Source organism: Burkholderiales bacterium, from assembly GCA_036262035.1.
Taxonomy (GTDB): domain Bacteria; phylum Pseudomonadota; class Gammaproteobacteria; order Burkholderiales; family SG8-41; genus JAQGMV01.
This window is the reverse complement of the sequence record DATAJS010000018.1, coordinates 328985-351325: the sequence shown is the minus strand read 5'-3', so window position 1 is coordinate 351325 and position 22341 is coordinate 328985. Positions and strand designations below refer to the sequence as shown.

At 67.6% G+C, this 22341-nt stretch carries 24 protein-coding genes; 18 read left to right on the top strand and 6 right to left on the bottom strand.

Annotated features, from left to right (window positions below; genetic code table 11):
- Window positions 1-30 precede the first annotated feature (30 nt).
- Window positions 31-354: a hypothetical protein gene (locus VHP37_22140; GenBank protein ID HEX2829066.1), complete on the top strand. Its 324-nt coding sequence runs from the start codon at window positions 31-33 to the stop codon at window positions 352-354.
- Here VHP37_22140 and VHP37_22135 read toward each other — a convergent pair.
- Window positions 351-1433 carry an AI-2E family transporter gene (locus VHP37_22135; GenBank protein ID HEX2829065.1) on the bottom strand — a complete coding sequence of 361 codons (1083 nt, stop codon included), beginning with the start codon at window positions 1431-1433 and terminating at the stop codon, window positions 351-353. The genes VHP37_22140 and VHP37_22135 overlap by 4 nt on opposite strands.
- Window positions 1434-1511: 78 nt before the next feature.
- Between VHP37_22135 and VHP37_22130 the strand changes: the two genes are divergently transcribed.
- The 3 genes from VHP37_22130 to VHP37_22120 all read left to right on the top strand — a co-directional run bounded on the left by VHP37_22130 (window position 1512) and on the right by VHP37_22120 (window position 2412).
- Complete coding sequence (locus VHP37_22130) at window positions 1512-1904, top strand: hypothetical protein (protein HEX2829064.1); 393 nt, start codon at window positions 1512-1514, stop codon at window positions 1902-1904.
- A 43-nt stretch (window positions 1905-1947) separates the two neighbouring features.
- Window positions 1948-2106, top strand: a complete 159-nt coding sequence (locus tag VHP37_22125) for a hypothetical protein (protein HEX2829063.1) — start codon at window positions 1948-1950, stop codon at window positions 2104-2106.
- A gap of 69 nt (window positions 2107-2175) precedes the next feature.
- Window positions 2176-2412: a hypothetical protein gene (locus tag VHP37_22120; GenBank protein HEX2829062.1), complete on the top strand. Its 237-nt coding sequence runs from the start codon at window positions 2176-2178 to the stop codon at window positions 2410-2412.
- Between the two features lie 64 nt (window positions 2413-2476).
- Here VHP37_22120 and VHP37_22115 read toward each other — a convergent pair whose 3' ends face one another.
- Window positions 2477-3850 carry an MBL fold metallo-hydrolase gene (locus VHP37_22115; protein ID HEX2829061.1) on the bottom strand — a complete coding sequence of 458 codons (1374 nt, stop codon included), beginning with the start codon at window positions 3848-3850 and terminating at the stop codon, window positions 2477-2479.
- Window positions 3851-3990: 140 nt separating this feature from the next.
- On the opposite strand from VHP37_22115, the gene VHP37_22110 reads away from it, so the two are divergent.
- Window positions 3991-4956 (top strand): CorA family divalent cation transporter, encoded by a 966-nt coding sequence (locus VHP37_22110; protein HEX2829060.1) that lies wholly within the window; start codon window positions 3991-3993, stop codon window positions 4954-4956.
- Here VHP37_22110 and VHP37_22105 read toward each other — a convergent pair.
- Complete coding sequence (locus VHP37_22105; protein ID HEX2829059.1) at window positions 4949-6292, bottom strand: MmgE/PrpD family protein; 1344 nt, start codon at window positions 6290-6292, stop codon at window positions 4949-4951. The genes VHP37_22110 and VHP37_22105 overlap by 8 nt on opposite strands.
- A gap of 70 nt (window positions 6293-6362) precedes the next feature.
- Between VHP37_22105 and tcuA the strand changes: the two genes are divergently transcribed.
- From tcuA to VHP37_22090, 3 genes are read left to right on the top strand one after another with little or no spacing between them, the layout of a single operon-like run.
- Window positions 6363-7832 (top strand): FAD-dependent tricarballylate dehydrogenase TcuA, encoded by a 1470-nt coding sequence (gene tcuA, locus VHP37_22100; protein HEX2829058.1) that lies wholly within the window; start codon window positions 6363-6365, stop codon window positions 7830-7832.
- A 15-nt stretch (window positions 7833-7847) separates the two neighbouring features.
- A complete protein-coding gene (locus VHP37_22095) occupies window positions 7848-10256 on the top strand; it encodes an alpha-amylase family glycosyl hydrolase (GenBank protein HEX2829057.1) in 2409 nt (802 codons plus the stop codon).
- Window positions 10257-10259: 3 nt separating this feature from the next.
- Entirely contained in the window at window positions 10260-10463 is a 204-nt protein-coding gene (locus tag VHP37_22090) for a hypothetical protein (GenBank protein ID HEX2829056.1), read from the top strand.
- A 111-nt stretch (window positions 10464-10574) separates the two neighbouring features.
- Here VHP37_22090 and VHP37_22085 read toward each other — a convergent pair whose 3' ends face one another.
- Window positions 10575-11555, bottom strand: coding sequence for a tripartite tricarboxylate transporter substrate binding protein (locus tag VHP37_22085; protein ID HEX2829055.1), 981 nt, complete (start codon window positions 11553-11555; stop codon window positions 10575-10577).
- A gap of 287 nt (window positions 11556-11842) precedes the next feature.
- Window positions 11843-12820 carry a class I SAM-dependent methyltransferase gene (locus tag VHP37_22080; GenBank protein HEX2829054.1) on the bottom strand — a complete coding sequence of 326 codons (978 nt, stop codon included), beginning with the start codon at window positions 12818-12820 and terminating at the stop codon, window positions 11843-11845.
- A 171-nt stretch (window positions 12821-12991) separates the two neighbouring features.
- Between VHP37_22080 and VHP37_22075 the strand changes: the two genes are divergently transcribed.
- Window positions 12992-13564, top strand: coding sequence for a LuxR C-terminal-related transcriptional regulator (locus VHP37_22075; GenBank protein HEX2829053.1), 573 nt, complete (start codon window positions 12992-12994; stop codon window positions 13562-13564).
- Between the two features lie 39 nt (window positions 13565-13603).
- The gene (locus VHP37_22070) at window positions 13604-14365 is read left to right on the top strand and encodes a hypothetical protein (protein HEX2829052.1); all 762 of its coding nucleotides are present in this window, start codon (window positions 13604-13606) and stop codon (window positions 14363-14365) included.
- On the opposite strand, the gene VHP37_22065 is transcribed toward VHP37_22070, so the two are convergent.
- Window positions 14362-15288: a LysR substrate-binding domain-containing protein gene (locus tag VHP37_22065; GenBank protein ID HEX2829051.1), complete on the bottom strand. Its 927-nt coding sequence runs from the start codon at window positions 15286-15288 to the stop codon at window positions 14362-14364. The two genes, VHP37_22070 and VHP37_22065, sit on opposite strands and share 4 nt — an antisense overlap.
- Before the next feature lie 97 nt (window positions 15289-15385).
- Between VHP37_22065 and VHP37_22060 the strand changes: the two genes are divergently transcribed.
- From VHP37_22060 to VHP37_22025, 8 genes are all read left to right on the top strand, one after another.
- Window positions 15386-16981: a hypothetical protein gene (locus tag VHP37_22060; GenBank protein HEX2829050.1), complete on the top strand. Its 1596-nt coding sequence runs from the start codon at window positions 15386-15388 to the stop codon at window positions 16979-16981.
- A 58-nt stretch (window positions 16982-17039) separates the two neighbouring features.
- Entirely contained in the window at window positions 17040-18017 is a 978-nt protein-coding gene (locus VHP37_22055) for a tripartite tricarboxylate transporter substrate binding protein (GenBank protein ID HEX2829049.1), read from the top strand.
- 64 nt (window positions 18018-18081) lie between these two features.
- A complete protein-coding gene (locus VHP37_22050) occupies window positions 18082-18381 on the top strand; it encodes a hypothetical protein (GenBank protein ID HEX2829048.1) in 300 nt (99 codons plus the stop codon).
- 69 nt (window positions 18382-18450) lie between these two features.
- Entirely contained in the window at window positions 18451-18690 is a 240-nt protein-coding gene (locus VHP37_22045; protein HEX2829047.1) for a hypothetical protein, read from the top strand.
- A 124-nt stretch (window positions 18691-18814) separates the two neighbouring features.
- The gene (locus VHP37_22040; GenBank protein ID HEX2829046.1) at window positions 18815-19870 is read left to right on the top strand and encodes a hypothetical protein; all 1056 of its coding nucleotides are present in this window, start codon (window positions 18815-18817) and stop codon (window positions 19868-19870) included.
- A gap of 98 nt (window positions 19871-19968) precedes the next feature.
- Window positions 19969-20904 (top strand): tripartite tricarboxylate transporter substrate binding protein, encoded by a 936-nt coding sequence (locus VHP37_22035; protein ID HEX2829045.1) that lies wholly within the window; start codon window positions 19969-19971, stop codon window positions 20902-20904.
- Window positions 20897-21976 carry a hypothetical protein gene (locus tag VHP37_22030; GenBank protein ID HEX2829044.1) on the top strand — a complete coding sequence of 360 codons (1080 nt, stop codon included), beginning with the start codon at window positions 20897-20899 and terminating at the stop codon, window positions 21974-21976. Before VHP37_22035 ends, VHP37_22030 begins: the two co-directional genes overlap by 8 nt.
- A 73-nt stretch (window positions 21977-22049) precedes the next feature.
- On the top strand, window positions 22050-22337 hold the full coding sequence (locus VHP37_22025) for a hypothetical protein (protein HEX2829043.1): 288 nt from the start codon (window positions 22050-22052) through the stop codon (window positions 22335-22337).
- Window positions 22338-22341 lie beyond the last annotated feature (4 nt).

The window sequence follows — 22341 nt, the reverse complement described above, 5'->3', positions numbered from 1 at the left end:
GACGACACGCCCACTCCGGAGCTTCAACCAATGATCCGCCGCCGCCCCACCGCGCGTCGCCTCGCGCTGCGCCTCGGCGCGGGTGTGCTGGCGCTGTGCTCGTTCACGGCGAGCGCCCAGGGGCCGACCGGGCCGCTTGCGCAGGCGCGTGTCGTCGACGGCCTGTATGCCGTCGTCGCCGGCGCCGCGAGCGCGGGCGAAGCGGGGATCGAGTCGCGCGTGCCGATCTTCACCCTGACGGTGCCCCTCGCCGGCGCCGACGCTCCTCCCGTACGGCTCGGCGCGCACATGACCATCGGCAACCAGCCGCGCAGGAGCAGCGCCATCATCTTTTCGACCGTCGTGCCGTTCTAGCGCGCCGGCGCGACCGCGTCGTCGCGGCCGGCGAGCGTATCCCAAACCGCGATGAACATCGCGGCGACGATCGGGCCGATGACGAAACCGTTGAAGCCGAAGACCGTCATGCCTCCCAGCGTGGAGAGCAGCACGACGTAATCGGGCATCCTGGTGTCTTTCCCGACGAGCAGCGGCCGCAGCACGTTGTCGACGAGACCGATGACGAGGACGCCGTACGCGATGAGCACGATGCCCTGCCACGTGGCGCCGGTGGCGAGCAGATAGACCGCGACCGGTCCCCACACCAGCGCGGTGCCGACCGCCGGCAGCAGCGACAGGAACGCCATCACAACGGCCCACAGCAGCGCGGGCGTCACGCCGAGGAACCAGAACGCGAAACCGCCCAGCGCGCCCTGCACGATCGCCACCACGATGTTGCCCTTGATCGTCGCCCGGATGACCGTCGCGAACTTTTGCGCCAGATCGTGCTGGAGATCCTCGCGCAGCGGAATCGCGCGCTTCGCGCGCGCCGCGAGGAACGCGCCGTCGCGCAACAGGAAGAACAGGAGATAGAGCATGACGCCGAAGCCGACGACGAACTCGAGCGTGTTCTGCCCGATGTTGAGCGCGCGCGATGCGAAGAACTGAAGACCCTTGGTCATGCCGGCGGAGAACTTCTCGCGCACTGCGGACAGGTCGGTCAGCCCGTACCCGTCGAGCATCGGCGTGAGCCACCCCGGCAGGCCGGCGAACGCCCGGTCCGCCAGCGCCTCGAGATCGATCTCGCCCGACTGCAGCCGCGCGTACACGCCCAGGCCCTCCTGCATCAGCATCGCGCCGATCAGCGCGCCGGGCACGATCACGATGACGAGCACCGCGAGCAGCGTCAGCAGCGCGGCGAGCGAGCGGCGCTCGTGCATGCGGGCGCACAGCCGCCGGTACACCGGGGCGAAGAGCACCGCCAGGATGCACGCCCACAGGATCGCACCGAAATACGGCCAGAGTATCCATGCGAATGCGGCGGTGACCGCGACGAGCAGCAGGAGGAAGGTCTTGTCCTGCAGCGCGCGGGAAGTCGGCGTACGGGTTTCGGACATGAACGACTAGCGATGATGTAACCGGCGCAGTATCGCACGCGGCACGTGCGATGCTTTCGCGTCGTCGAGGCAGACGTTATGAACATTCGTCCATGGATTCTCGTCGCTGCGCTCGGCGCGGCAGCGGCCGCAGCAGCAGCGCACGACATCGGTTCCGATCGTGAAGCCGCCGGGCCGCAGCACGGGGGGATCGTCGCGGTCTCGCGGCATGTCCATTACGAGCTCGTCACCCGATCCGGCAGCGCGGTGATCTACGTTCGGGATCATGGCCGTCCGGTGTCGACGCGAGGGGCGACCGGCAAGCTCACGATGGTGAGCGGCGCGCGCAAAGTCGAGCTGCCGCTCGTGCCTGCCGGCGGCAACCGGCTCGTGGCGAGCGGCGCGATGGGCGTTGCGACCGCCACGCAGGCGCTGGCGACGGTGAGACTCGCCGGGAGCAAACCGGTGAGGGTGCGATTCGCGCTGAAATGAGGAGCCGATAGAATGAGCGTGTCGACCCCATGAGAGGACGCGGATGAAGCGATACCTGTTGGCGTTCGTGTTGTGTCTGTTGGCCGGTGTTGCACAAGCGAAGGGCGTGCCGTTCGCGGTGAAGTCGCTGTCGGACGCGCAGACCCTCGCGCGCCAGAGCGGCGGCAAGCACGTCCTGGTGTTCTTCACCAGCGAGAACTGAAGCGCCTGCCGCCGTATCACGGCGGAGCTCTCCGGCGGAGAGCTGAAGAACCTCTACTCGAAAGACTTCGTGGTGTTCGAGGCGGATTCTCCCGACACGTACCAGCCGGGCACCCGCATGCGCCGGCTCACCAGCCGTGCGTACACGCCCGTGTTCGTGTTCCTCGATTCGACGGGAAAGAAAGTCGTCGAAACCGCGGGATTCAAGAATCCCGCGGAAGCGAGGGCTTTGCACCGGTTCGTGACGAAGCGCCACTATCTGAAGGCGAGCTGGGCGGACTTCGCGGCGAAAAACGCCGGCAGGTAGCGTCCGCCGCGGGCCGATCCGACGCGTCTTGCGCCAAGACGGCGCGCCATCGGCGCGCCTTTTTTTATTCCAGTGCGAACCGCTGGAGATGATCCGGCACGGTGCACGGCCAGCTCAGCTCGTCCTGCACGCGCACGCGCAGGGCGTCGGCGGCCGCGGGCTCGCCGTGGGTGATGAAGGTCATGCGCGGTGCGCGCTCGAACCGGCGCAGCCACGCGAGGATCTCGTCGGCGTCGGCGTGTGCCGACAGCATCTCCAGGTTCGCGACCTCCGCGCGGATCGGCACGTATCGTCCGTGGATCTTCACCGCCTGCGCGCCGCCGACGATCGCGGCGCCGCGCGTGCCGCCCGCCTGGAAGCCGGCGAACAGTATGGTGTTGCGCGCATCGGGTGCGAGAGTCTCGAGGTGATGCAGGACGCGCCCGCCGGTCGCCATGCCGCTGGCGGAGAGGACGATCTTGGGCCGGTCGTTCGCGTTCAGCGCTTTCGACTCGCGCACGTCGCGCACGTAAGTCGCGACGCCGCACGTCTCGCGGCATTCGTCGGGCGTGAGCCGGTGATCGTTCGGGTGTGCGCGAAAGATGTGCGCCGCGTCGACGGCCATCGGGCTGTCGAGAAAGACCGGCAGCGCAGCGGAAACGCGCCCGCGCTTCTTCAGCTGGGCGAGATGGTAGAGCAACTCCTGCGCGCGGCCGACGGCGAACGTGGGGATCAGCACGGTGCCGCCGCGCGCCGCCGTGCGCTCGATGACCGCGGCCAGCGCGTCCTGGGGATCGGCCCGGTCGTGCCGGCGGTTGCCGTAGGTCGATTCGACGACCAGGTAATCCGCGTGCGTCACGGGTTCCGGCGGCGGCATCGTGGCGCTGTCGCCGCGCCCGAGGTCGCCGCTGAAGACGATCGAAGTGCCGCCGGCGTCGATCTCGACGGTTGCGGCGCCGAGGATGTGGCCGGCGCGGCGGAACGTCGCCGTCACACCCTCGGTCATCGGGTACGGACGACCGAACTCGACGGCCGAGAAGCGCTCGATCGCGCGCTCGGCGTCTGCCTCGGTGTACAGCGGCAGCGCCGGCGCGTGCCGGGTATAGCCGTGCCGATTGGCAAGGTCCGCTTCGCGCTCCTGGAGGTGCCCGCTGTCGCGAAGCAGGACCGCGGCCAGATCGCGGGTCGCGGGAGTGCAGAAGATGCGGCCGGTGTATCCGGTCTTCACCAGCAGCGGCAGGTAGCCCGAGTGATCCAGATGCGCGTGCGTGAGCACGACGCGATCGATCGCCGCGGGCGCGACGGGGAACGGCGCGCGGTTGCGCAGGCGCAGGGTCTTGTAACCCTGGAACAGGCCGCAGTCGACGAGCACGGTTCGCCGCGCCGTGCGCAGCAGGTACCGCGAGCCCGTCACCGTGCCCGCGGCGCCGAGGAAGGTCAGCGACAGAAGGTCTTTCATGGCGACCCGAGCATAACCCGACGTGCGGGCGCGCCCTTGATGCAGATCAAGGCGCTCCGGGCGCGCCCGTGTTCACGGCGCCTTCACGCCCCGGCATTTCGGTTGCTTTACTCGCGGCGTTTCGTCGAAGGGGATACTCGATGCTGTCCGCATTCGTCGTCACCGAAGGCCGCCTCGAGCTGCGCGAGGACGGGATCGCGGCACTGCGCGCGGGCGGCCTCGTATGGCTGGACATCTGCGAGCCGACCGAGGAGGAGATCGCGGCGGTGCGGTCGGCCACCGGGCTCGAGCTCGGGCGGCTCGAGCCCGCGGAGAACATGGAATCGAGCGCGCGCTATTTCCAGGTCGCCGAGTCGGGCGCGCTGCACCTCAGGGCCGATTTCCTGACCGACGCCGGCAACCACGATCCGCAGAACGCCGCGGTACAGCTCGTCATCCTCGGCGAAACCCTCTACAGCTTTCACCACGTCGACCTGCCGACCTTCCGCATCATGCGCGAGTCCGCGGCCAACAACCCCGCGCCGTGCACCGATGCCAAGGACGTCATGCTCGAGATCTACGCGACCGACGCCGAATACTGCGCCGACCTCCTCGAAGGCATCCATCGCCAGCTCAAGGGCGCTTCGCACAGCGTCCTGACGCGCACCGTGAGCGACAAGATCGCCAGCGCGGTGCTGGCGCGTCTCGCGCACCAGGAAGACCTCAACAGCAACGTGCGGCACAACATCAACGACAACCGCCGCGCGATCTCGTTTCTCACGCGCGAACGGCATCTGTCGGAGCAGCAGCTCGAGACCGCGCGGCAGATCCGCCGCGACCTCGATTCGCTCGACGCCTATACCACGTTCCTGTTCGACAAGATCAACTTCCTGCTGGAAGCGACGGTGGGCTTCATCAACATCACGCAGAACAACGTGGTGAAGATCTTCTCGGTCGCCGCGGTCGCGATGCTGCCGCCGACGCTGATCGCGAGCATCTACGGGATGAACTTCAGGCACATCCCGGAGCTCGACTGGGTCTGGGGTTACCCCTTCGCGCTGACCCTGATGGCGCTGTCGGTGGTCCTGCCGTTCCTGTGGTTCCGCAGGAAAGGCTGGCTCAAGTAAGCAGGGCGAGCATCGCGCGCACTTGCGCGGCGTCGAGCGATTCCAGCCGGTTCAGGTCGTCGAGCAGCCGCGTCGCGCGCGCTTCGTCCATCGCCAGCGCGAGGCAGTCGCGAAGCTTGGTTTCGTGATCGCCGGGCCGCATCGGCACGCCCCACGAGCCGCGCGGGCCGCGGCACACCGCCTGCACTTTTCCGCCGTCTTCGAGCTCGACGTCGATCTCGACGCGCATCGAGTGAAAATCGCCGGGGATGCTTTCGTCCTGCGCGAGCTCGATCTTCTTCAACAGCCCGGCGATGTCGTCGCGGAAGCGCCGCGCGTCGGTGAAGCTTTCGATGCTCACCCTGCCGTCGAGCAGCGCCGCGGCGGCGCCGTATTGCAGGCTGAACTTGCCGTCGAGGCCGGTCGCGGGCGCGGGCCGGTCGATGTACTTCATGACCGGCGAGCGCATGCGCACGCCGCGAATCGCTCTGCCCGCGACGGCGTCGTGCGCCTCCAATCCGGCGGTGATCGCGTAATGCGTCGCGTACTGCGACGGAAAGAGCTTGATCGCGAGCCCCGGATCGACGACGCGGAAAGGCTTGCCGTAGGCGAGCAGGCGCTCCGGATCGAAGCGCTCGGGAAAGAAGGTCGCGACGAGACCCTTGTGCGCTTCGAGGACGTCGGGGTTGGCGGTGAAGCCGCGCTGCGCGAGCAGCGCCGCTTCGAGCCCCGCCGCGGCGGCGTTGCCGCAATGCGTGGATTTGGTCATCGAGCCCACGTTCGCGAGCAGCGCGCCCGCGCGCGAGGCGGCGATGCCGAGCGCGTGACATAAGCGGTCGACGTCGAGATCGAGGAGGTGCGCGGCGACCACCGCCGAGCCGAGCACGCCGGCCACGCCCGGCGGATGGAATCGCAGCGCCTCGGGCGCGTACTGATCGGCGGCGTACTGCAGGCGTCCCTGGATCTCGAGCCCTTTCGCAACCGCCGCGACGATCTCGCGCCCGTTTAGCTCCCGCCATTCCGCCAACGCGAAAGCCACCGGCACCGTCGGCGACAGCGAATGGGTCGGCGGGCTCCACATCGGCTCGAAGTCGAGCACGTGCGTCGCCATGCCGTTGACGCATGCGGCCTGCGTCACCGAGACCTTTGTTCGCGTGCCCCAGATCGAAGCCTGTGGCGCGCTGCCGAGCGCTGCGAAATGCTCGGTCATGATCGCGACCGGTGCTTCGCGCGCGCCCGCGAGCGCGACCGCGACGCCGTCGGCGATCGCCTGCTTCACGCGCGCGACGCACTCGGGCGGCAGCGTGTCGTACGTGGTCGCGGTGACGATGCGGCAAAGTTCGTGAGTGAGACCCAATGAACGGCTCCGGTTTCGTCGGGGAGGCTTCGATGTTACCGTTTGGGGTCCAGACAGAGGAGGAAAGCTCATGTACGACGTGATCGTGGTCGGCGGCGGCAATGCCGCATGTGCCGCCGCCGTGTCCGCGCGCGAGAACGGCGCGAAGCAGGTGCTGCTGCTCGAGAAAGCGCCGAAAGAACAGCGGGGCGGCAACACTCATTTCAGCGGCGCGATCTTCCGCTTCGTGTTCGACAAGGTGGAGCAGCTCGACCGCTTCGTGCCGACGGTGGAAGAGGAATACCCCGGCTTTCACGCCGGCGTGCCGAAGTACCCGCGTGAGGCGTTCCGCGAAGATCTGATGCGCGTCACCGAAGGGCGCAGCGATCCGGAGCTCGCGGATCTTCTGATCGACGCCTCGTACGACACGACGTGCTGGATGCAGGACGTGGGCAAGCACGAGTTCGAGCTCGCGAAGTCGGTGATGGGCATCAAGGTCGGCAACACCTACAAGTGGCCGCGCGGCGCGATCGTGCGCACGGTGCACGAAGGCGTCGGACTCTCGGCGACATGGTTCAGGACGGTCGAAGCGATGGGCATCGAGGTCCGCTACGACTCGCACGTGCTCGAGCTCATCCAGAGCGAGACCGGCGCGATCGCGGGCGTAGTGGTGCGCGGCCCCGACGGCCTGCGCCGGCTGGGCGCCAAAGCGGTGGTGCTCGCGTGCGGCGGCTTCGAGACCAATCCGGAGTGGCGCACTCGCTATCTCGGCCAGGAATGGGGTCACGCCAAGGTGCGCGGATCGAACTTCAACTACGGCGACGGCCTGCAGATGGCGCTCGACGTCGGCGCGATGCCGTGGGGGCACTGGGGCGGCTGCCACGCGACGCCGATCGTCACGGATGCGCCGGATTACGGCAAGCGCGAGATGACCGACAAGACCAACCGGCTCTCGTATCACTACGGCGTGATGATCAACACCGAAGGCAGGCGCTGGCTGGACGAAGGCGCGGACATGAACGCCTTCACCTATGCCAAGTACGGCGGGGCGATCCTGAAACAGCCCAAGGGCAAGGCATTCCAGATCTTCGACAGCAAGGTGATGGACCTCCTCGAGCCGCGCTACAAGACGAGCGAGCCGTACAAGTCCGACACCCTCGAAGGCCTGGTGAAGCAGCTCGACGTCGATCAGGCGCAGGCGATGAAGACGCTCGCCGAGTTCAACCAGGCCGCCGGGCACGGCGGGCCTTTCAATCCCGCGGTGCTCGACCACCTCAGGACCGACGGCATCACGCCGCCGAAGACCAACTGGGCGCAGAAGATCGACACCCCGCCGTACTACTCGTGGGGCGTCACCGGCGGCATCACCTTCACCTTCGGCGGCGTGAAGGTGGACCGCAACGCGCAGGTCGTCTCGACCGGCTGGAAGCCGATCAAAGGCCTGTATGCCGCGGGCGAGATGGTGGGCGGACTCTTCCACTACAACTATCCGCTCGGCACCGGTCTCATGTCGGGCGCGGTCTTCGGCCGCATCGCCGGGCGCAGCGCGGCGAAGAGCTGACGGGCAGCGCGCGTCGTGATCACGGTCCGCTTCACGTACCTCACCGGCGTGAAAAGACCGCTGTTTCACAACGCGCGCCTCGCCGGGAGCTGGAACGGCTGGAGCGAGACGCCGATGCAGGCGATCGTCGGCGACGACGGCTGCCCGGCGTTCACCGCCATCGTGACCTTCGAAGATTCGCGCGCGGGCGAGCACCACGACTGGGGCGTGCGCCTGGACGCGCCGGGCGCGCCGAACGCGTGGGGCATCAACCTCGAAGTGCACGATGCTTACCGCCAGGACCGGCATCGTCACGTGGTGCTGCCGGACGCGGGCCGGGCGCTCGATGCGCGCTATCACTTCACCTACTGCCGCAGGCTCGGCGCGCAGAAGACGTATCGCATCGCCGGCGCGTTACCCCAATCGCTCGATGATGCCGAAGCAGGCGCCGAGCTCAGGTTCGCGGTGTGGGCGCCGCACGCCACGCAGGTCGATGCGGTCTTCGGCTGCATCGACAACGGCTACATCGCCGACGACGGCACCGGCATCGATACCAGCGCCCCCGAGGTCGTGCTGCGCAGGACCACCGACGGCATCTGGGAGAGCGCGCCGGTCGGCCCGTTCGACGAGCTCGTCGGCGCGCCGTACATGTTCAGGATCGTCACCGCCGAAGGTGCGACGGTCTATCGCACCGACGTCTTCTCGCGCTGGCAGATCGGACGCGGCAGCGCAAACCCGCGCGGCGGGCGCTGGGACGGCGACGCCAAAGCGCTCGACGGCAGCGTGAGCTGCAGCGTGATCGTCGATCAGGATGTGGTGCGCGAAGCCTTCGAGCCCGCGCCGTACAACCCGAAACAGATCGCGGACGACGAATTCTGGGCGATCGAGCTCACGCCCGGCGTGCACGTGCCGAGCCGCGTCGAGGACCTCGTGATCTACGAGATGCACGTCGGCGCGCTAGGCTATCCCGAGAGCGGGCCCGGCACCCTCGCGCACGCGATGGCTCTACTCGACTATCTCGTCGACCTCGGCGTCAACGCGGTGGAGCTCCTGCCGCTGTCGGAGTTCTCGGGGAACTTCTCGTGGGGTTACGGCGATACGCACCACTTCGTCGTCGAGTCGAGCGCGGGCGGCCGCGACAAGTACAAGCACTTCGTGCGCGAGTGCCATCGCCGCGGCATCGCGGTGATCCAGGACGTCGTCTACAACCACTTCGACAACAGCGCCGACCGCGCGGAGTGGCAGTACGACTCGGCGCTGCCCGAGAACAACGTCTACTACTGGTACGAGCGGCGCAGCGGCGATTACGCGTCGCCGGACGGCGGCTATCTCGACAACGGCTCGTCGGGCTACACGCCGCGCTTCTGGGAAGAGCACGTGCGGCAGCTCTTCATCTCGAGCGCGGTCGAGTTCGTCGAGGAGTTCCACGTCGACGGGCTGCGCGTCGATCTCACGCAGGCGATCCACCGCGACAACGCGCTGCATGCGAACGGCGCGCCGGTGGCGAGCGCCAACCTGTACGGACAGAAGTTCCTGCGCGAATGGAGCCGTACGCTCAAGCTCGTGCGGCCCTCGGCGATGCTGATCGCCGAGGACCATACCGGATGGGACGCGGTGACGCGCACGCCGAACGCCGGCGGCCTCGGCTTCGACGCGACGTGGCTCGCCGACTTCTATCATCAGCTCGTGGGCGATTCGGACATGGCGGGCGGCGCGGCACGACTGCTGCGCGACGCGGGATTCGGCGGCGACGGGCCGTTGCGCATGCAGCAGTTCGCCGGCGCTTTGCATCGCACGCAGTTCGGCCACGTCGCGTACCACGAGTCGCACGACGAGGCGGGCAATGCGGGCGGCAGCCTGCGCACGAGCCGGGTGGCGGTGAACGATGCGCCGCTCGCAGGCAGCACGCGCACGTATGCCGAGGCGCGCTGCCGGGTCGCCGCGGGTCTCGCGATACTCTCCGCCGCGACGCCGATGTTCTTCATGGGCGAGGAGATCGTCGCGCAGAAGCTCTATCGCTACGACAACACCGGTGAGGCGAAAGAGGATCTCTTCGGCGAGCGCGCAGGGGCGGGCGCGCGCATGTTCCGCTACTACCAGGACCTGATACGGCTGCGCCTCGCGAATCCCGCGGCGCGCTCGCCCGCGCTGGACGTGATCCACGCGAACGACGACGGGCGTGTGATCGCGTTCACGCGGCGTCACGCGGGCAACGACCTGCTGGTGATCGCGAGCTTCGCGAATTTCCCATACGGCGACGGCTATATCCTACGGACCGACGAAAGCCGCCTGCCGTCGGGCGCGTGGCGCGAGACGTTCAACAGCGATTCGGCGCTGTACGGCGGCGACAACGTCGGCAACTACGGCGCCGCGATCCCCGCGGCGGGCGGCCGCATCGAAGTGCGCATACCGGCCAAAGGCCTGCTGGTCTTCCAGAGGGTGTGAGCTATGCAGATGATGACGGTGTGGTTCATCGTGCTCACCGCGGCCAACGGCCATCGCATCGAGCTCCCCGGCCGCTTCTACACCGACAAGGAGTGCTACGCCGAAGCCGCCCAGCTCGAGCAGGGCCACCCCGGCTCGACCGCGAGCTGCGTCGCGCGCCAGACGCCGGATCCGCGTCCGCCGCTGCAACCGACGCCAGCGCGCTAGTGCTGGCGTCGTCCTGGGGTACGCCAGGACCCATTTTGAATTTGCGTCATTCCCGAACGCGCCAGCGGGACTATCGGGAATCCATTTCGACGTCAAAGGTCGCGATTACCATCAATCGCTCGCGCTCAGCTTCGCGGCGCGCGCGACTTTGCCCCACTTCACCATCTCCTGCTCGATGTAGCGGCCGAATTCCTGCGGGCCGAGCAGGGCGACGTCGGCGCCCTGGCTCGCCATGAAGCTTTTCATGTCGCTCGTCGCCATCGTCTTGGCGATCGCGTCGTAGAGCTTTTTGACGATCTCGGGCGGCGTTTTGGCCGGGGCGACGACGCCGGTCCAGGAGCTCACTTCGAAGTTCTTCACGCCCTGCTCGTGAAAGGTCGGGATGTCGGGGAACTGCGGCAGCCGCTGCAGCGTGGCGACGCCGATCGGCTTCACGCGCCTGGCTTGTATCTGGCCGGTGAACGCGGTCGCGCCGGTGCAGAACATCTGCACCTGGCCGCCGACGAGGTCGATCATGGCGACCCCGGCGCCCTTGTAAGGGATGTGGGTCATGTCCACACCCGTCACCGACTTGAAGAGCTCGCTGCACAGGTGCGGCGTGCCGCCGTTGCCCGATGAAGCGAAATTGATCTGCCCGGGCCGACGCTTCGCCAGCGCGATCAGCTCCTGAGCGTTGTTCACCGGCAGCGACGGATGGACTGCCATGATGTACGGGATGGTGGCGATCCGGGCGATCGGCGCGAAGTCGCGCACCGGATGGAAGCCGAGCTTGGGATAGACGGCCGGCCCGACGGCGAGCGGGCTCGCGACCGCGACCAGCAGCGTGTAACCATCGGGCGCGGCTTTGGCCGCAACCTCGCTGCCCAGCGTTCCGCTCGCGCCCGCGCGATTTTCCACGACGACCTGCTGTCCGAGCACCGGACCGAGCCGTTGCGCCAGTCCTCTGCCGAGTATGTCGTTGGTGCTCGCGCCGGGCGGATAGGGGACGATCAATCGAATCGGCCGATTCGGATACGAACCGTCCGACTGCGCGAAAGCCGCGCTCGCGATCGCAGCGAGCGCCCCGGCGCACCATAGCTTGTGCCAGCGCATTGGGATCTCCACGATGTGGCGCCGGGCACAACTGAACGCTTCGTCTTCGCTCGTCTCCGGCAAGTGCGGAGGATTCTAACAGCGGGGCCGCGGTGCGTTCGAACGCGCCCGATGTCGAAAGTCAAAATGGATTCCCGCCTGCGCGGGAATGACGTCGTACGTGGCCTGTGCGGGAATGACGTTGTACGTCGCTGCGCGGGAATGACGCTGTAGGTCGCCCGCGCGGGAAAGACGTTGTAGGTCGCTGCGCGGGAATGACGTTGTACGTCGCCTGCGCGGGAATGACGCTAGCGTCGCGTCAGCTCGAGGAAGCCGACATTGCGATTGGGCTCGGGGAAATAGCGCGCTCCGGCGATATCCATCGGATCGATCTTCCTCGCGAACGCGCGGATCTGGCGCTCGTCGCGGTAGATGAGCCGCCAGTCCATGAAGATCTCCATGTAGCCCGCGTCGCGGATGTCGGGGAGGAAGTTCGCGACGATGAGCTTGCCGCCGGGATTCAGCCGGCCGAAGAGGTTCGCCGTCAGCTTCTCGGCGAGCCTGTCCGAAAGGTAGTCGTACAGGCCCGCCGAAAAGACGAGATCGAAACCGGTGAGATCCTTCTCCTTCAGTAGCTCGAGGATCGTGCCCTTTACCGGCTCGATCGGGATGCCTTTCGCGGCGTAGCTCGAAGCGACCGCGAGACTCGCGGGATCCTGGTCGTACGCCACGAAGCGGCCGATCGCGCGCGCGACCTTCGGCGCGAGCAGCTCGAGCTCGCGCGCGTGACCGCACGCGACCGACATCACGCGCGCGCCCGGCCGCTGCGCGACGACGTCGCCGATGTACGTCGCGGTGAGATGCCTGCGCGCGCGTACCGCGGCGGGCGCGGGACTGTCGACGTTGTGCAGCATCACGCTGCGGCCGAAGTCGGACGCCTGCTGCTCGGCCGGCGCAGTGGCCGGATGGCGATAGATGAAGTCGATGAGCTGCGCGTCGCCGGGATAGCCGCGCGGTTTCGAAGCCGAGTGCCGCGTGAAGGGACAGTCGAAGACGTACTTCGATATCGGGTGACGGCGCGCGACGCTCTTCGCGTGCTCTATCCAGTCGCTGCCGCGGTTCGCCGCGCCGATTGCCGCGAGCCCTTCGACGAGCTGCGCCATCGCCGGATACGTCACGCCGCTCTCGAACGCTGCGGCGACCGTGTCGAGCAGCTCGATGAGCTCCGTGTCTTCGTATGCGCCCGCTGTTTCGTAAGCGATGCTCGCCTGTGCGCTGCCTTCCATCCGACCGACCCCCTGATGAGCTTTTGTGCGGCGAGTATCGCGAGCGCAAGGCACTCGTCGCAATTACCCATATGGGTGACAGGGCTGACTGTTCATATGGGTGATTCGTCGCGACGACGAGCGCGCTAAAAAACGAATACGCCGATCAACGTCCGGTCGAACGACATGCAGGTGAAGAAGCGCGATCTGTACGGCATTCTCTCCGCGATCAACGAATCGATCGCGGTGGTGGACGCCGAGATGAACGTCGTGTTTCACAACCGCGGCGCGCGGCGCACGTTCTCCGCGAGCCCGTGCGTGACGCTGCAGGGACGCAAGCTCGCGATCGGTTGTCCCGTCGATCGCGCGACGGTGCATGCGGCGGTCCGCGCCGCGATCGAGCAAGGCAAGGTCAGCGCGCTCAAGATGCACGACCAGCGCGGCGCCACCTCGGCGTTCTGTCGCGTGCTGCCGCTGCCGATGGGCGGAGAGGACGGGCCGCCGGAGCGTCTCGCGCTGATCGTCTGCCGCTCGGCGGACGTGGCGCCGGAGCAGATCCGCGCGGTGTGCGAGCTCTACGGCCTGTCGCAGGCGGAGTGCAGGGTGGCGGAGCTGCTCGCGGGCGGCGCCAAGCCCCAGGCGATCGCGACCGTGCTCGGATGCAGCATCCACACCGTGCGCGCGCACCTGAAGCAGATCTTCTACAAGACCAACACGAACCGCCAATCCGAGCTCATTGCGCTCGTCCGAACGGCCGTTCCCTAGCGGCGATAATATGGCGGTGTCCTTTAGACGGAGGATGCCATGATCATCTCGGTCGTGAACTTCACCAACGAGATCCTCTCGGACGCCGACATCCAGAAAGCGATCCGGGCGATCAACCGGCAGATCGAAGGCGACTACGCGCCGTACTGGAGCTTCGGCGCGACGCTGCGGCTCGAAGGTCGGGTGGGCAAGCGCCCGCGCGGCAACACCGCGCCCGAGCTGCGGGGCGACGCGATCCTTTACGTCTGGGACCGCATCGACGTCGCCGAAGCCGACGGCTATCACGAGAAGAACAATCGCGGCATTCCGTACGGCGTGGTCTACGTCGACCTCGCGCGCAGGCTCGGCGAGGACTGGACGGTCACGTTCTCCCACGAAGCGCTCGAGCTCCTCGGCGATCCGCAGGCCAACATGCTCGCGCAGGGCCCGCACCCGATCGTCGCGCCGGGCAGACGCAAGGGCCACATGGTCTACCACTGGTTCGAGATGTGCGACGCGGTGCAGTCCGAGACCTACGCCATCGACGGGGTGCAGGTGGCGAACTTCGTGCTGCCGCTGTATTTCACGCTCGACGAGCAGGCCGGCGGCCGCAACGACTTTCTCGGCACGCGCTACAACGGCCGCTCGCTCGCATCCTTCGGCATCAATCCCGGCGGCTATATCGGCTTCTTCGACCCGCTCAAAGGCAAGCACGGCAGCGACGACCAGGTGTGGCACGACGACATCGGCGCCTCGCGCCTGGACACCAAGAAAGGGCTGAAGACCGGGCGGGGGTCGATGCGCAAGACGCGCCGGCCCTAGGCGCCTGTTCGCATCTGCCGCGTCACGCGATCGCGCGTGAGCTTCGGCGAGTACATCTCGATGAAATCGAGCACGTAGCCGCGCAGATAGTCGTTGCGGCGCACGCCGAGGTGGATGGTGTTCGACTCGAAGAGGTGGCTCGCGTCGCGCGCGCGCAGGTACACGTCGCGCTCGGCGTCGAACGCGAGGCTCGCGATGATCGCGACACCCAGACCCCGCTCGACGTACGCCTTGATCACGTCGGTGTCGATCGCCGAGAGCACGATGCGCGGGGTGAGGCCGCGCTCGGCGAACGAGCGCAGGAGCCGCGAACGCCCGATGAAAGGCGCGTCGTAGGTGATGATGGGATAGCGCACCAGCGTCTCGAGCGTGAGGCGCTTGGCTTCGAGCAGCGGGTGATCGGGCGGCGTCACGACGATGCGGCGCATCTCGTAGCAGGGGAAGAGCGCGAGGTCCGCGCCGTCCTTCGCCGATTCGGAGCCTATGCACACGTCGGCCTCGCCCGCGCGCACGCAGCCGACGATCTCCTCGGGGCTGCCCTGGCGGATCATCAACTGCACCGCCGGATGCTGCTTCGCGAAGCGCTCGATCAGCGGCGGCAGCGCGTAGCGCGCCTGGGTGTGCGTGGTCGCGATCGTCAGCGTGCCCGCTTCCTCGGCGTGGAAGTCGCGCGCGATCTTGGCGATCCGCGCGGTCTCGGCGAGCGCGCGCTGCATGGCCTCGATGATTTGCGCGCCGGGTTGGGTCGGCCCCTGGAGCCGCTTCCTGCCGCGCACGAAGAGGTCGACGCCCAGCTCGCGCTCGAGCGCCTTCAGGTGCCGGCTCACCGCAGGCTGAGGTTGTCCGAGCGCCTCCGCCGCGCGCGAGACACTGTAGCCGCGCTCGGCGATCTCCAGCACCGCGCGCATCTGCTCGAGCTTCATCGTGCATACCAGAATTGTTATGAGAACGGTGAATCATAGTCATAGCCGGCATGAAACGCGAGTGGGAGAATCGCTGCACCTTCCCCCGGCGCTCCCCATGCAAAAGCTCACCGTCCTCAATCCCCGCGTCGCCGACGACGCGGTCGCCGCCAAGCTCGCTCCCCAGCTTCCAAGCCTGCAGGGCGCGAAGATCGGCTTCGTCGACAACAGCAAGGTCAACGCGGACCTCTTCCTCACCCACGTCGCGCCCATCCTGCGCGAGCGCTACGGCGCCGAAGCCGCGGTCGTGGTGCGCAAGCTCGCCCCCAAGGAGGAGCTCTCGCAGGCCGAGCTGGACAAGCTCGCCGATTGCCAGGCGGTGATCCAATGCTTCGGCGACTGCGGAACGTCGACCTCGATGACGGTCGCCGACGGCGTGAAGATCGAGAGCCTCGGCATTCCGACCGCGACGGTGATCAGCACCGCGTTCTCCAAAGCGGCGAAGCACCAGGCGGCGGGACGCGGCATGGGCGATCTGCCGATCGTCGAAGTGCCGCACCCGATGCACACCGCGCCGAAGACCGCGGTGCGCGAACGCGCGGAAGCCGCCGTGCAGCGTCTTGCCGACGCGCTCACGCGTCGCGAAGAGAGTGCGACGAACGCCGCCGCGCCGATGTGGACGCGCGAGGTCGCGATCGACGATGCGCCGGACGCGCTCCAGGAATTCTTCTTTCAGCAGGGGTGGACCGACGGCCTGCCGGTGGTGCCGCCGACCCGGCGAGCAGTGCAGGCGATGGTCAAAGCGTCGGGCCGCGCGGCCGACGACCTGATCGGCACCGTGCCGCCCCGCATGCGCGCCGCGACGGTCGAGCAGATCGCGATCAACGCGGTGATGGCGGGCTGCCGCGCCGACTACTTCCCGGCGGTGCTCGCGGCGGTCGAAGCGATGCTCGATCCGGAGTGCCGCCTCTACGGCATCCGCACCGCGACCAACAACGGCACGCCGCTCGTCATCGTCAACGGTCCGATCGCGCGCGAGCTCGACGTGAACGGCGGCGGCAATGTCTTCGGCCAGGGCTGGCGCGCCAACGCGACGATCGGCCGCGCGCTCACGCTCGTGCTGCGCAACATCGGCGGCGACATGCCCGGCGAGACCGACATGTCGACCCAGGGCCAGCCGGGCAAGTTCACGTTCTGCATCGCCGAGAACGAAGCCGAGAGCCCGTGGACGCCGTTCCACGTCGAGCGCGGTTTTTCGGCGGAAGACAGCGCGGTCACCGTGATCGGCGCTTCGGCGGGACACAACGTGTTCACCTACGGCTGCGAGACCGGCGAAGAGATCCTCGACCACTTCGTCGGCGCGATGACCGCGCTCGGCCACAACAACGTGATCTTCCCGACCGGTCCGCTGCTCGTCATCGGGCCCGAGCACGCCGGCGTGCTCGCGCGCGACGGCTGGGACAAGCCGAAGATCCGCCAGTACATCTTCGAGCGCGCGCGCATCCCGCTGTCGCGTTTCCCGGAGCGCACGCAAAAAGGATTGAAGCACCGCCGCTCGCGCTGGTTCGAGATCGCGAACGATTCCGAGAACATCGGCGTCGCCGATCACCCGTCGCACGTCAACATCGTCGTCGCCGGCGGTCCGGGCATCCACAGCCAGTTCGTGCCGACGTCGTTCAGTTATAGTCCCGTCACGAAGAAGGTGACGCGATAGCGTCATCCCCGCGAAGGCGGGGATCCATTTAAAAAAGGGGCGAGGAGGAGTAGTAGTAGTGCAGCTCTCAGTCAAAGCGCTTGGTGTTGCTCTGGCGGCCGCCTGCGCTGCCGCGCACGCGCAGCCCGGCGGTCCGTATCCCCACAAACCCATCCGCCTGATCTCGCCGTTCTCGCCCGGCGGCGGCGCGTCGACGGTGGCGCGGATGATCGCGCCGGAGCTCACCGAAGCGTGGGGGCAGCCGGTCGTCGTGGACAACCGTCCCGGCGCGGGCGGGTCGATCGGCACCGAGGTGGCGGCGCGCTCGCCGGCGGACGGTTACACCCTGGTGATGGCGACCGCGAGCACGATCGTCATCAATCCGCTGTTCAGCAAAGTGCCTTTCGATCCGATCAGGGATTTCGCGCCGGTCGTCCACATCTCGACCGTGCCGCTGGTGCTCGTCGTCCATCCGTCGGTGCCGGCGAAATCGGTGAAGGAGCTGATCGCGCTCGCGCGAGATCCGTCGGCAAAGCTCAATTACGCGTCTTCGGGCGAAGGCACGACGAGCCATCTCGCCGCCGAGCTTTTCGCGAAGACCGCGAAAGTGCGGATGGTGCACGTCCCTTACAAGGGCGGCGGTCAGGCGATCATCGACCTCGTCGCGGGCCACGTGCAGACCGGGTTCGTTAACATCCTCGAAGCGCTGCCGCAGGTGAACGCCGGGCGGCTGCGCGCGCTGGCGGTGTCGACCACGAAGCGGTCGCAGGTCGCGCCCAATATACCGACGGCCGCCGAAGCGGGCGTGCCGGGTTACGAAGTCATCCAGTGGAACGGCGTGCTCGCGCCCGCGGGCGTGCCGAAGGACGTCGTGGCCAGGATCAACGCCGAGATCGTCCGCATCCTCGCGAAGAAGGAGATCCGCCAGAAGCTCGTCGAGTCCGGCGCCGAGCCGGGCGCCGGCTCGCCCGCGGACTTCGCGGCGATGATCAGGAGCGAGATCGCGAAGTGGGCGAAGGTGGTGCAGGGCGTGAAGGTGGACGTTGCGAACAAGTGACGGATGAAGCGGTGACGGGTGAAGCGGTGACGGATGAAGCGGTGACGGATGAGGCGGTGACGATATGAGCGGGAAAGTCGAGATCGGTGGCGTGTCGGTGTATGTGCCGACGGGCGAGGTGGATATCCATTCGAAGCGGCTGGCGCCGCGGCCGGGCACGCTGGAAGGCGCGCGCATCGGCATCCTCGACAATCACAAGGAGTTCGCCGACCTCGTGCTGCGCGGCGTCGCCTCGGTGCTGAAGCGCGAGCACAACGTCGCCGAGGTGAAGATCTGGCAGAAGAGCTATCTCGGCATACCGTCGCCGTACTCGGAGGCGATGGCGGGAGGATGCGACGCCGTCATCAACGGCGTCGGCCACTGAGGCTCTTCGACACCCTGGACCGCGCGTGACGCGGCCGCGCTCGAAGACCTCGGAATTCCCACCGCGACGGTGATCAGCGCCGCGTTCGCGCCCCTCGCACAGGTCACCGCCGAAGGCATCGGACACGCGAGCCTGCCGATCGTCGTCGTCCCGCATCCCCTCGGGCACCGCGACGAGCAGGCGATCATCGAATACGGCGCGGCGATCGCGCGCGAGTGCGTGCGGGTGCTGACCGGCGACGTGAATGCGCTCGAGAAGGAGTTCGCGGGGAAGCAGTATCCGCTGCCCAAAGGGGTGATGCCGCGATGAGAAGCCTGCGGCTTCTCATCGCGGCGCTCGCCAGTGAACGCCTCGGAGGGAAACCCATGGTTTCCCTCCGAGACCTCCTTTCCTTCGGCTCGCATCGCTCGCTCCGCCGCTCTGGATTTGCCGCATGAGTAACCATCCGATTATTTCAGTCGTCGAGCAGCATGCATCGCTCGACGAGATCAACGATTACTTCTACGAGCGCGGCTGGACCGACGGCTTGCCCATCGTGCCGCCCACCGAAGCGCGCGTGGAGGCGATGCTGGCGGGCATGCCGTGGCGTAACGCCGACGACGTGATCGCGGTGGTGCCGCCGCGCAACGGCACCGCGACGATGCGCCAGATCGCGGTGAACGCGGTCATGGCGGGCGCTAGACCTGAGTATCTGCCGGTGATCGTCGCCGCGCTGCAGGCGGTATCGGAGCCCGAATACGGTCTCTCGCACCGCCAGACCACGACGCATGCCGGCGCGCCGCTCATCATCGTCAACGGTCCCATCGTCGAGCGCCTGCGCATCAACTGCGGGCGCGGGCTCTTCGGTCCGGGCTGGCGCGCCAACGCGACGATCGGGCGCGCGTTGCGCCTGGTGCTCGTCAACGTCGGCGGCGCGGGCCCCGGCGTGGACGCCTCGCAGACCGGACATCCCGGCAAGTACACCTACTGCATCGCCGAGTACGAGGCGGCGAACCCGTGGGCGCCGCTGCACGTCGAGCGCGGCTTCGGCGCTGAGCAAAGCGTCGTGACGGTGGTCAACACCGAAGCGCCGCACAGCATGACCGAGAACATCCAGACCGATCCCGACGAGATCGTGCGCACCTTCACGTCGAGCATGGCGACGCTCGGGGTGAACAACCTCTATTCGCAGGGCACGCCGGTGCTCGTGCTCGGGATCGAGCATACGCAGCACATCGCGGCCGGCGGCTGGAGCAAGCACGACCTGCAGCGCGCGATCTTCGAGCGGGCGCGGCAGCCGTGGGGGATCGTGAAGAGCCGCGGCAAGTCCAAGGGGCCGCGCTTTCCGGAGTTCGTCGACAAGAGCGACGACCGCTCCACGGTGCCCATCATCCGCGAGCCGCAAGACCTCATCGTGATCGTCGGCGGCGGCGCGGGCGGCAAATCGATGTTCCTGCCGACGGCGGGCGGACAGAGCCTGGCGGTTTCGAAAGTGGTGGAGACTTCATGAGTGCTGTCATTGCGAGGAGCGTAGCGACGAAGCAATCCCGAGACGCTCGGAAACGTTCGTGCGCCACGAGATCGCCACGGCGCCTTTGGCGCCTCGCGATGACCGTTCTCATGACGGTGTCGGGCGCACACGCGCAGACCTATCCGACCAAACCCATCCGCATGATCGTGCCGTTCGCGCCGGGCGGCGGCTCCGACCTCGTCGGGCGCGTGCTCGCGCAGCGCCTGTCGGCGTCGCTCGGCCAGCAGGTCGTCGTCGAGAACCGCGCCGGCGCGGGCGGGCGCATCGGCACCGAGATCGCCGCGCGCGCGCCCGCCGACGGTTACACGCTGCTGTTCGCGACGAGCAGCGTCATGGTCACTGCGCCCGCGCTGTATCCGAAGCTGCCGTTCGACATGCCGAAGGATTTCGCGCCGATCTCGCTCGTCGCATCGACGGCGTACGTGCTCGTCGTGCATCCGTCGGTGCCGGCGCGCAGCGTGAAGGACTTCATCGCGATCGCGAAGCAGGCCCCCGATAAGCTTTCCTACGCGTCGTCGGGCCCGGGCGGCCCCGCGCATCTCGCGGGCGAGCTGTTCGAAGCGCTGGCGGGCGTGAAGATGGTGCACGTGCCGTACAAGGGCAGCTCGCCGGGAACGCTGTCGGTCGTGCAGGGCGAGACCGACGCGATGTTCAGCAACCTCCTGCCGGCGCTGCCTGCGATCAAGAGCGGGCGGCTGCGCGCGCTCGGCGTCACGAGCGCCAGGCCCAGCGCGATCCTGCCCGGCGTGTCGACGATGGCGAGCACGCTGCCGGGCTTCGAGGTGGAGCAGCTCTATGCGGCGCTCGCGCCCGCGGGCACGCCGCGCGAGATCGTGCGGCGTCTCAACGGCGAGGTCCACAAGGCAGTGCAGAACGCCGACGTCAGGGCGAAGCTCGCCACCGACGGGTCGGAAGTGCACACGAGCACGCCTGAAGAGCTGGAAAAGCGCATCGTCGCGGAGATCGCGAAGTGGAGCAAAGTCATCAAGGCGGCGGGGATCAAGGATGAGTGAAGTAAATCGGGGTCAGACCCCAAAAGAGCCGGGGTCTGACCCCGACCGTTGGCACAATCCCGCCACGGACGAGTTCCAGTACTTCCTAGAGAAGGAGTGGTCCGACGGCTTTCCGGTCGTCACGCCGACCGAAGAGCGCGTCGCCTGGATGCTGACGGGCACGCGCTGCAATCCCGACGACGTCATCGGCTACGTGCCGCCGGCGCACGAAGTGATGAGCGTGCGCGACGTCGCGGTGCACGCGCTGATGGCGGGCTGCAAGCCTTCATTCCTGCCCGTGGTCATCGGCGCGATGCGGCTCATCCTGCGCGAAGAGTTCAACATGGGCGGCGTGCAGTGCACGATGCACGGCGTGGCACCCTTGATGATCGTCAACGGCCCGTACGCCAAGGAGATCGGCATCCACGCCGGCAACGGCTGCTTCGGTCCGGGCTTCCGCGCCAACGCGACCATCGGCCGCGCGGTGCGGCTCATCCTGATGAACCTCGGCGCGGGTCTCGCCGGCAAGGCGTCGGCGACGGTGTTCTCTTCGCCGATCCGCTACACCGCGTGCCTCGCCGAGAACGTCGACAAGTCGCCGTGGGAGACGATCGCGGTCTCGCGCGGCTACGAGCCCGACCAGAACGTGATCACCTGCGCGATGGTCGAGAGCCCGCGACTGCACTTCGACGACGTCAGCACCGAGCCCGAGCGGCTGCTGCGCGGCATCGCAGATTCGATGACCTCCACCGGCTCGTGGAACATGTGGTTCAGCTCCGACGTGGTCGTCGCGATGACGCCGCAGCACGCAGGCCTGTGCGCCAAAGCCGGCATGAGCCGCGCCGACGTGCAGAAGCGCCTGTGGGAGCTCGCGGAGCGCCCGCAGGGCAATCTCAAGCGCGGCGGCAACTGGCGCCCCGAGCGCGCGCGCGCGATGGGATTCGACCCCGACGACGACGCCCAGCCGATCAAGGCGGTGAAGGAGCTCGATCGCGTGCAGCTCATCGTCGCCGGCGGCGTCGGGCCGATCACGGCCGTGTGCCATGGGTGGAACGAGTCGTCGCGCGCGGTCCACGGTACATACGAGATCTGAACGTAGGGTGCGTGATAACGCACCGCCAAAGATCCTGGTGCGCTCGCGCGCACCCTACGAACAAGGAGCACATATGAACGAATTGCCCTTCATTGATCCCAGCCGCGGCGGCGGGAAAACCAAACTGTCCCGCGCCCCGCGCCCCATCGACCTCGCCGGCAAGGTGGTCGGGTTGCTCGACAACACCAAGGAGCAGGGCGACGTCATCCTCGAGACGGTGGGGCGGGCGCTGCGCGAGCGCTACGGCGTCGCCGATGTGGTGATCCGCAAGAAGCAGTACTTCTCCAAGCCCGCGGCGCCGGAGATCATCGACGAGATGGCGAAGAAGGTGCAGGTGGCGATCGCCGCCGTCGGTGGATGAGGAT

What these genes read in the sequence shown, in the direction of transcription:
- VHP37_22035 (HEX2829045.1), top strand. Translation starts at nt 19,969, where the DNA reads ATGACCGTTCTCATGACGGTGTCGGGCGCACACGCGCAGACCTATCCG.
- VHP37_22110 (HEX2829060.1), top strand. Translation starts at nt 3,991, where the DNA reads ATGCTGTCCGCATTCGTCGTCACCGAAGGCCGCCTCGAGCTGCGCGAG.
- tcuA (HEX2829058.1), top strand. Translation starts at nt 6,363, where the DNA reads ATGTACGACGTGATCGTGGTCGGCGGCGGCAATGCCGCATGTGCCGCC.
- VHP37_22050 (HEX2829048.1), top strand. Translation starts at nt 18,082, where the DNA reads ATGAGCGGGAAAGTCGAGATCGGTGGCGTGTCGGTGTATGTGCCGACG.
- VHP37_22030 (HEX2829044.1), top strand. Translation starts at nt 20,897, where the DNA reads ATGAGTGAAGTAAATCGGGGTCAGACCCCAAAAGAGCCGGGGTCTGAC.
- VHP37_22115 (HEX2829061.1), bottom strand. Translation starts at nt 3,850, where the DNA reads ATGAAAGACCTTCTGTCGCTGACCTTCCTCGGCGCCGCGGGCACGGTG.
- VHP37_22125 (HEX2829063.1), top strand. Translation starts at nt 1,948, where the DNA reads ATGAAGCGATACCTGTTGGCGTTCGTGTTGTGTCTGTTGGCCGGTGTT.
- VHP37_22070 (HEX2829052.1), top strand. Translation starts at nt 13,604, where the DNA reads ATGATCATCTCGGTCGTGAACTTCACCAACGAGATCCTCTCGGACGCC.
- VHP37_22065 (HEX2829051.1), bottom strand. Translation starts at nt 15,288, where the DNA reads ATGAAGCTCGAGCAGATGCGCGCGGTGCTGGAGATCGCCGAGCGCGGC.
- VHP37_22060 (HEX2829050.1), top strand. Translation starts at nt 15,386, where the DNA reads ATGCAAAAGCTCACCGTCCTCAATCCCCGCGTCGCCGACGACGCGGTC.
- VHP37_22080 (HEX2829054.1), bottom strand. Translation starts at nt 12,820, where the DNA reads ATGGAAGGCAGCGCACAGGCGAGCATCGCTTACGAAACAGCGGGCGCA.
- VHP37_22085 (HEX2829055.1), bottom strand. Translation starts at nt 11,555, where the DNA reads ATGCGCTGGCACAAGCTATGGTGCGCCGGGGCGCTCGCTGCGATCGCG.
- VHP37_22040 (HEX2829046.1), top strand. Translation starts at nt 18,815, where the DNA reads ATGAGTAACCATCCGATTATTTCAGTCGTCGAGCAGCATGCATCGCTC.
- VHP37_22140 (HEX2829066.1), top strand. Translation starts at nt 31, where the DNA reads ATGATCCGCCGCCGCCCCACCGCGCGTCGCCTCGCGCTGCGCCTCGGC.
- VHP37_22130 (HEX2829064.1), top strand. Translation starts at nt 1,512, where the DNA reads ATGAACATTCGTCCATGGATTCTCGTCGCTGCGCTCGGCGCGGCAGCG.
- VHP37_22090 (HEX2829056.1), top strand. Translation starts at nt 10,260, where the DNA reads ATGCAGATGATGACGGTGTGGTTCATCGTGCTCACCGCGGCCAACGGC.
- VHP37_22135 (HEX2829065.1), bottom strand. Translation starts at nt 1,433, where the DNA reads ATGTCCGAAACCCGTACGCCGACTTCCCGCGCGCTGCAGGACAAGACC.
- VHP37_22025 (HEX2829043.1), top strand. Translation starts at nt 22,050, where the DNA reads ATGAACGAATTGCCCTTCATTGATCCCAGCCGCGGCGGCGGGAAAACC.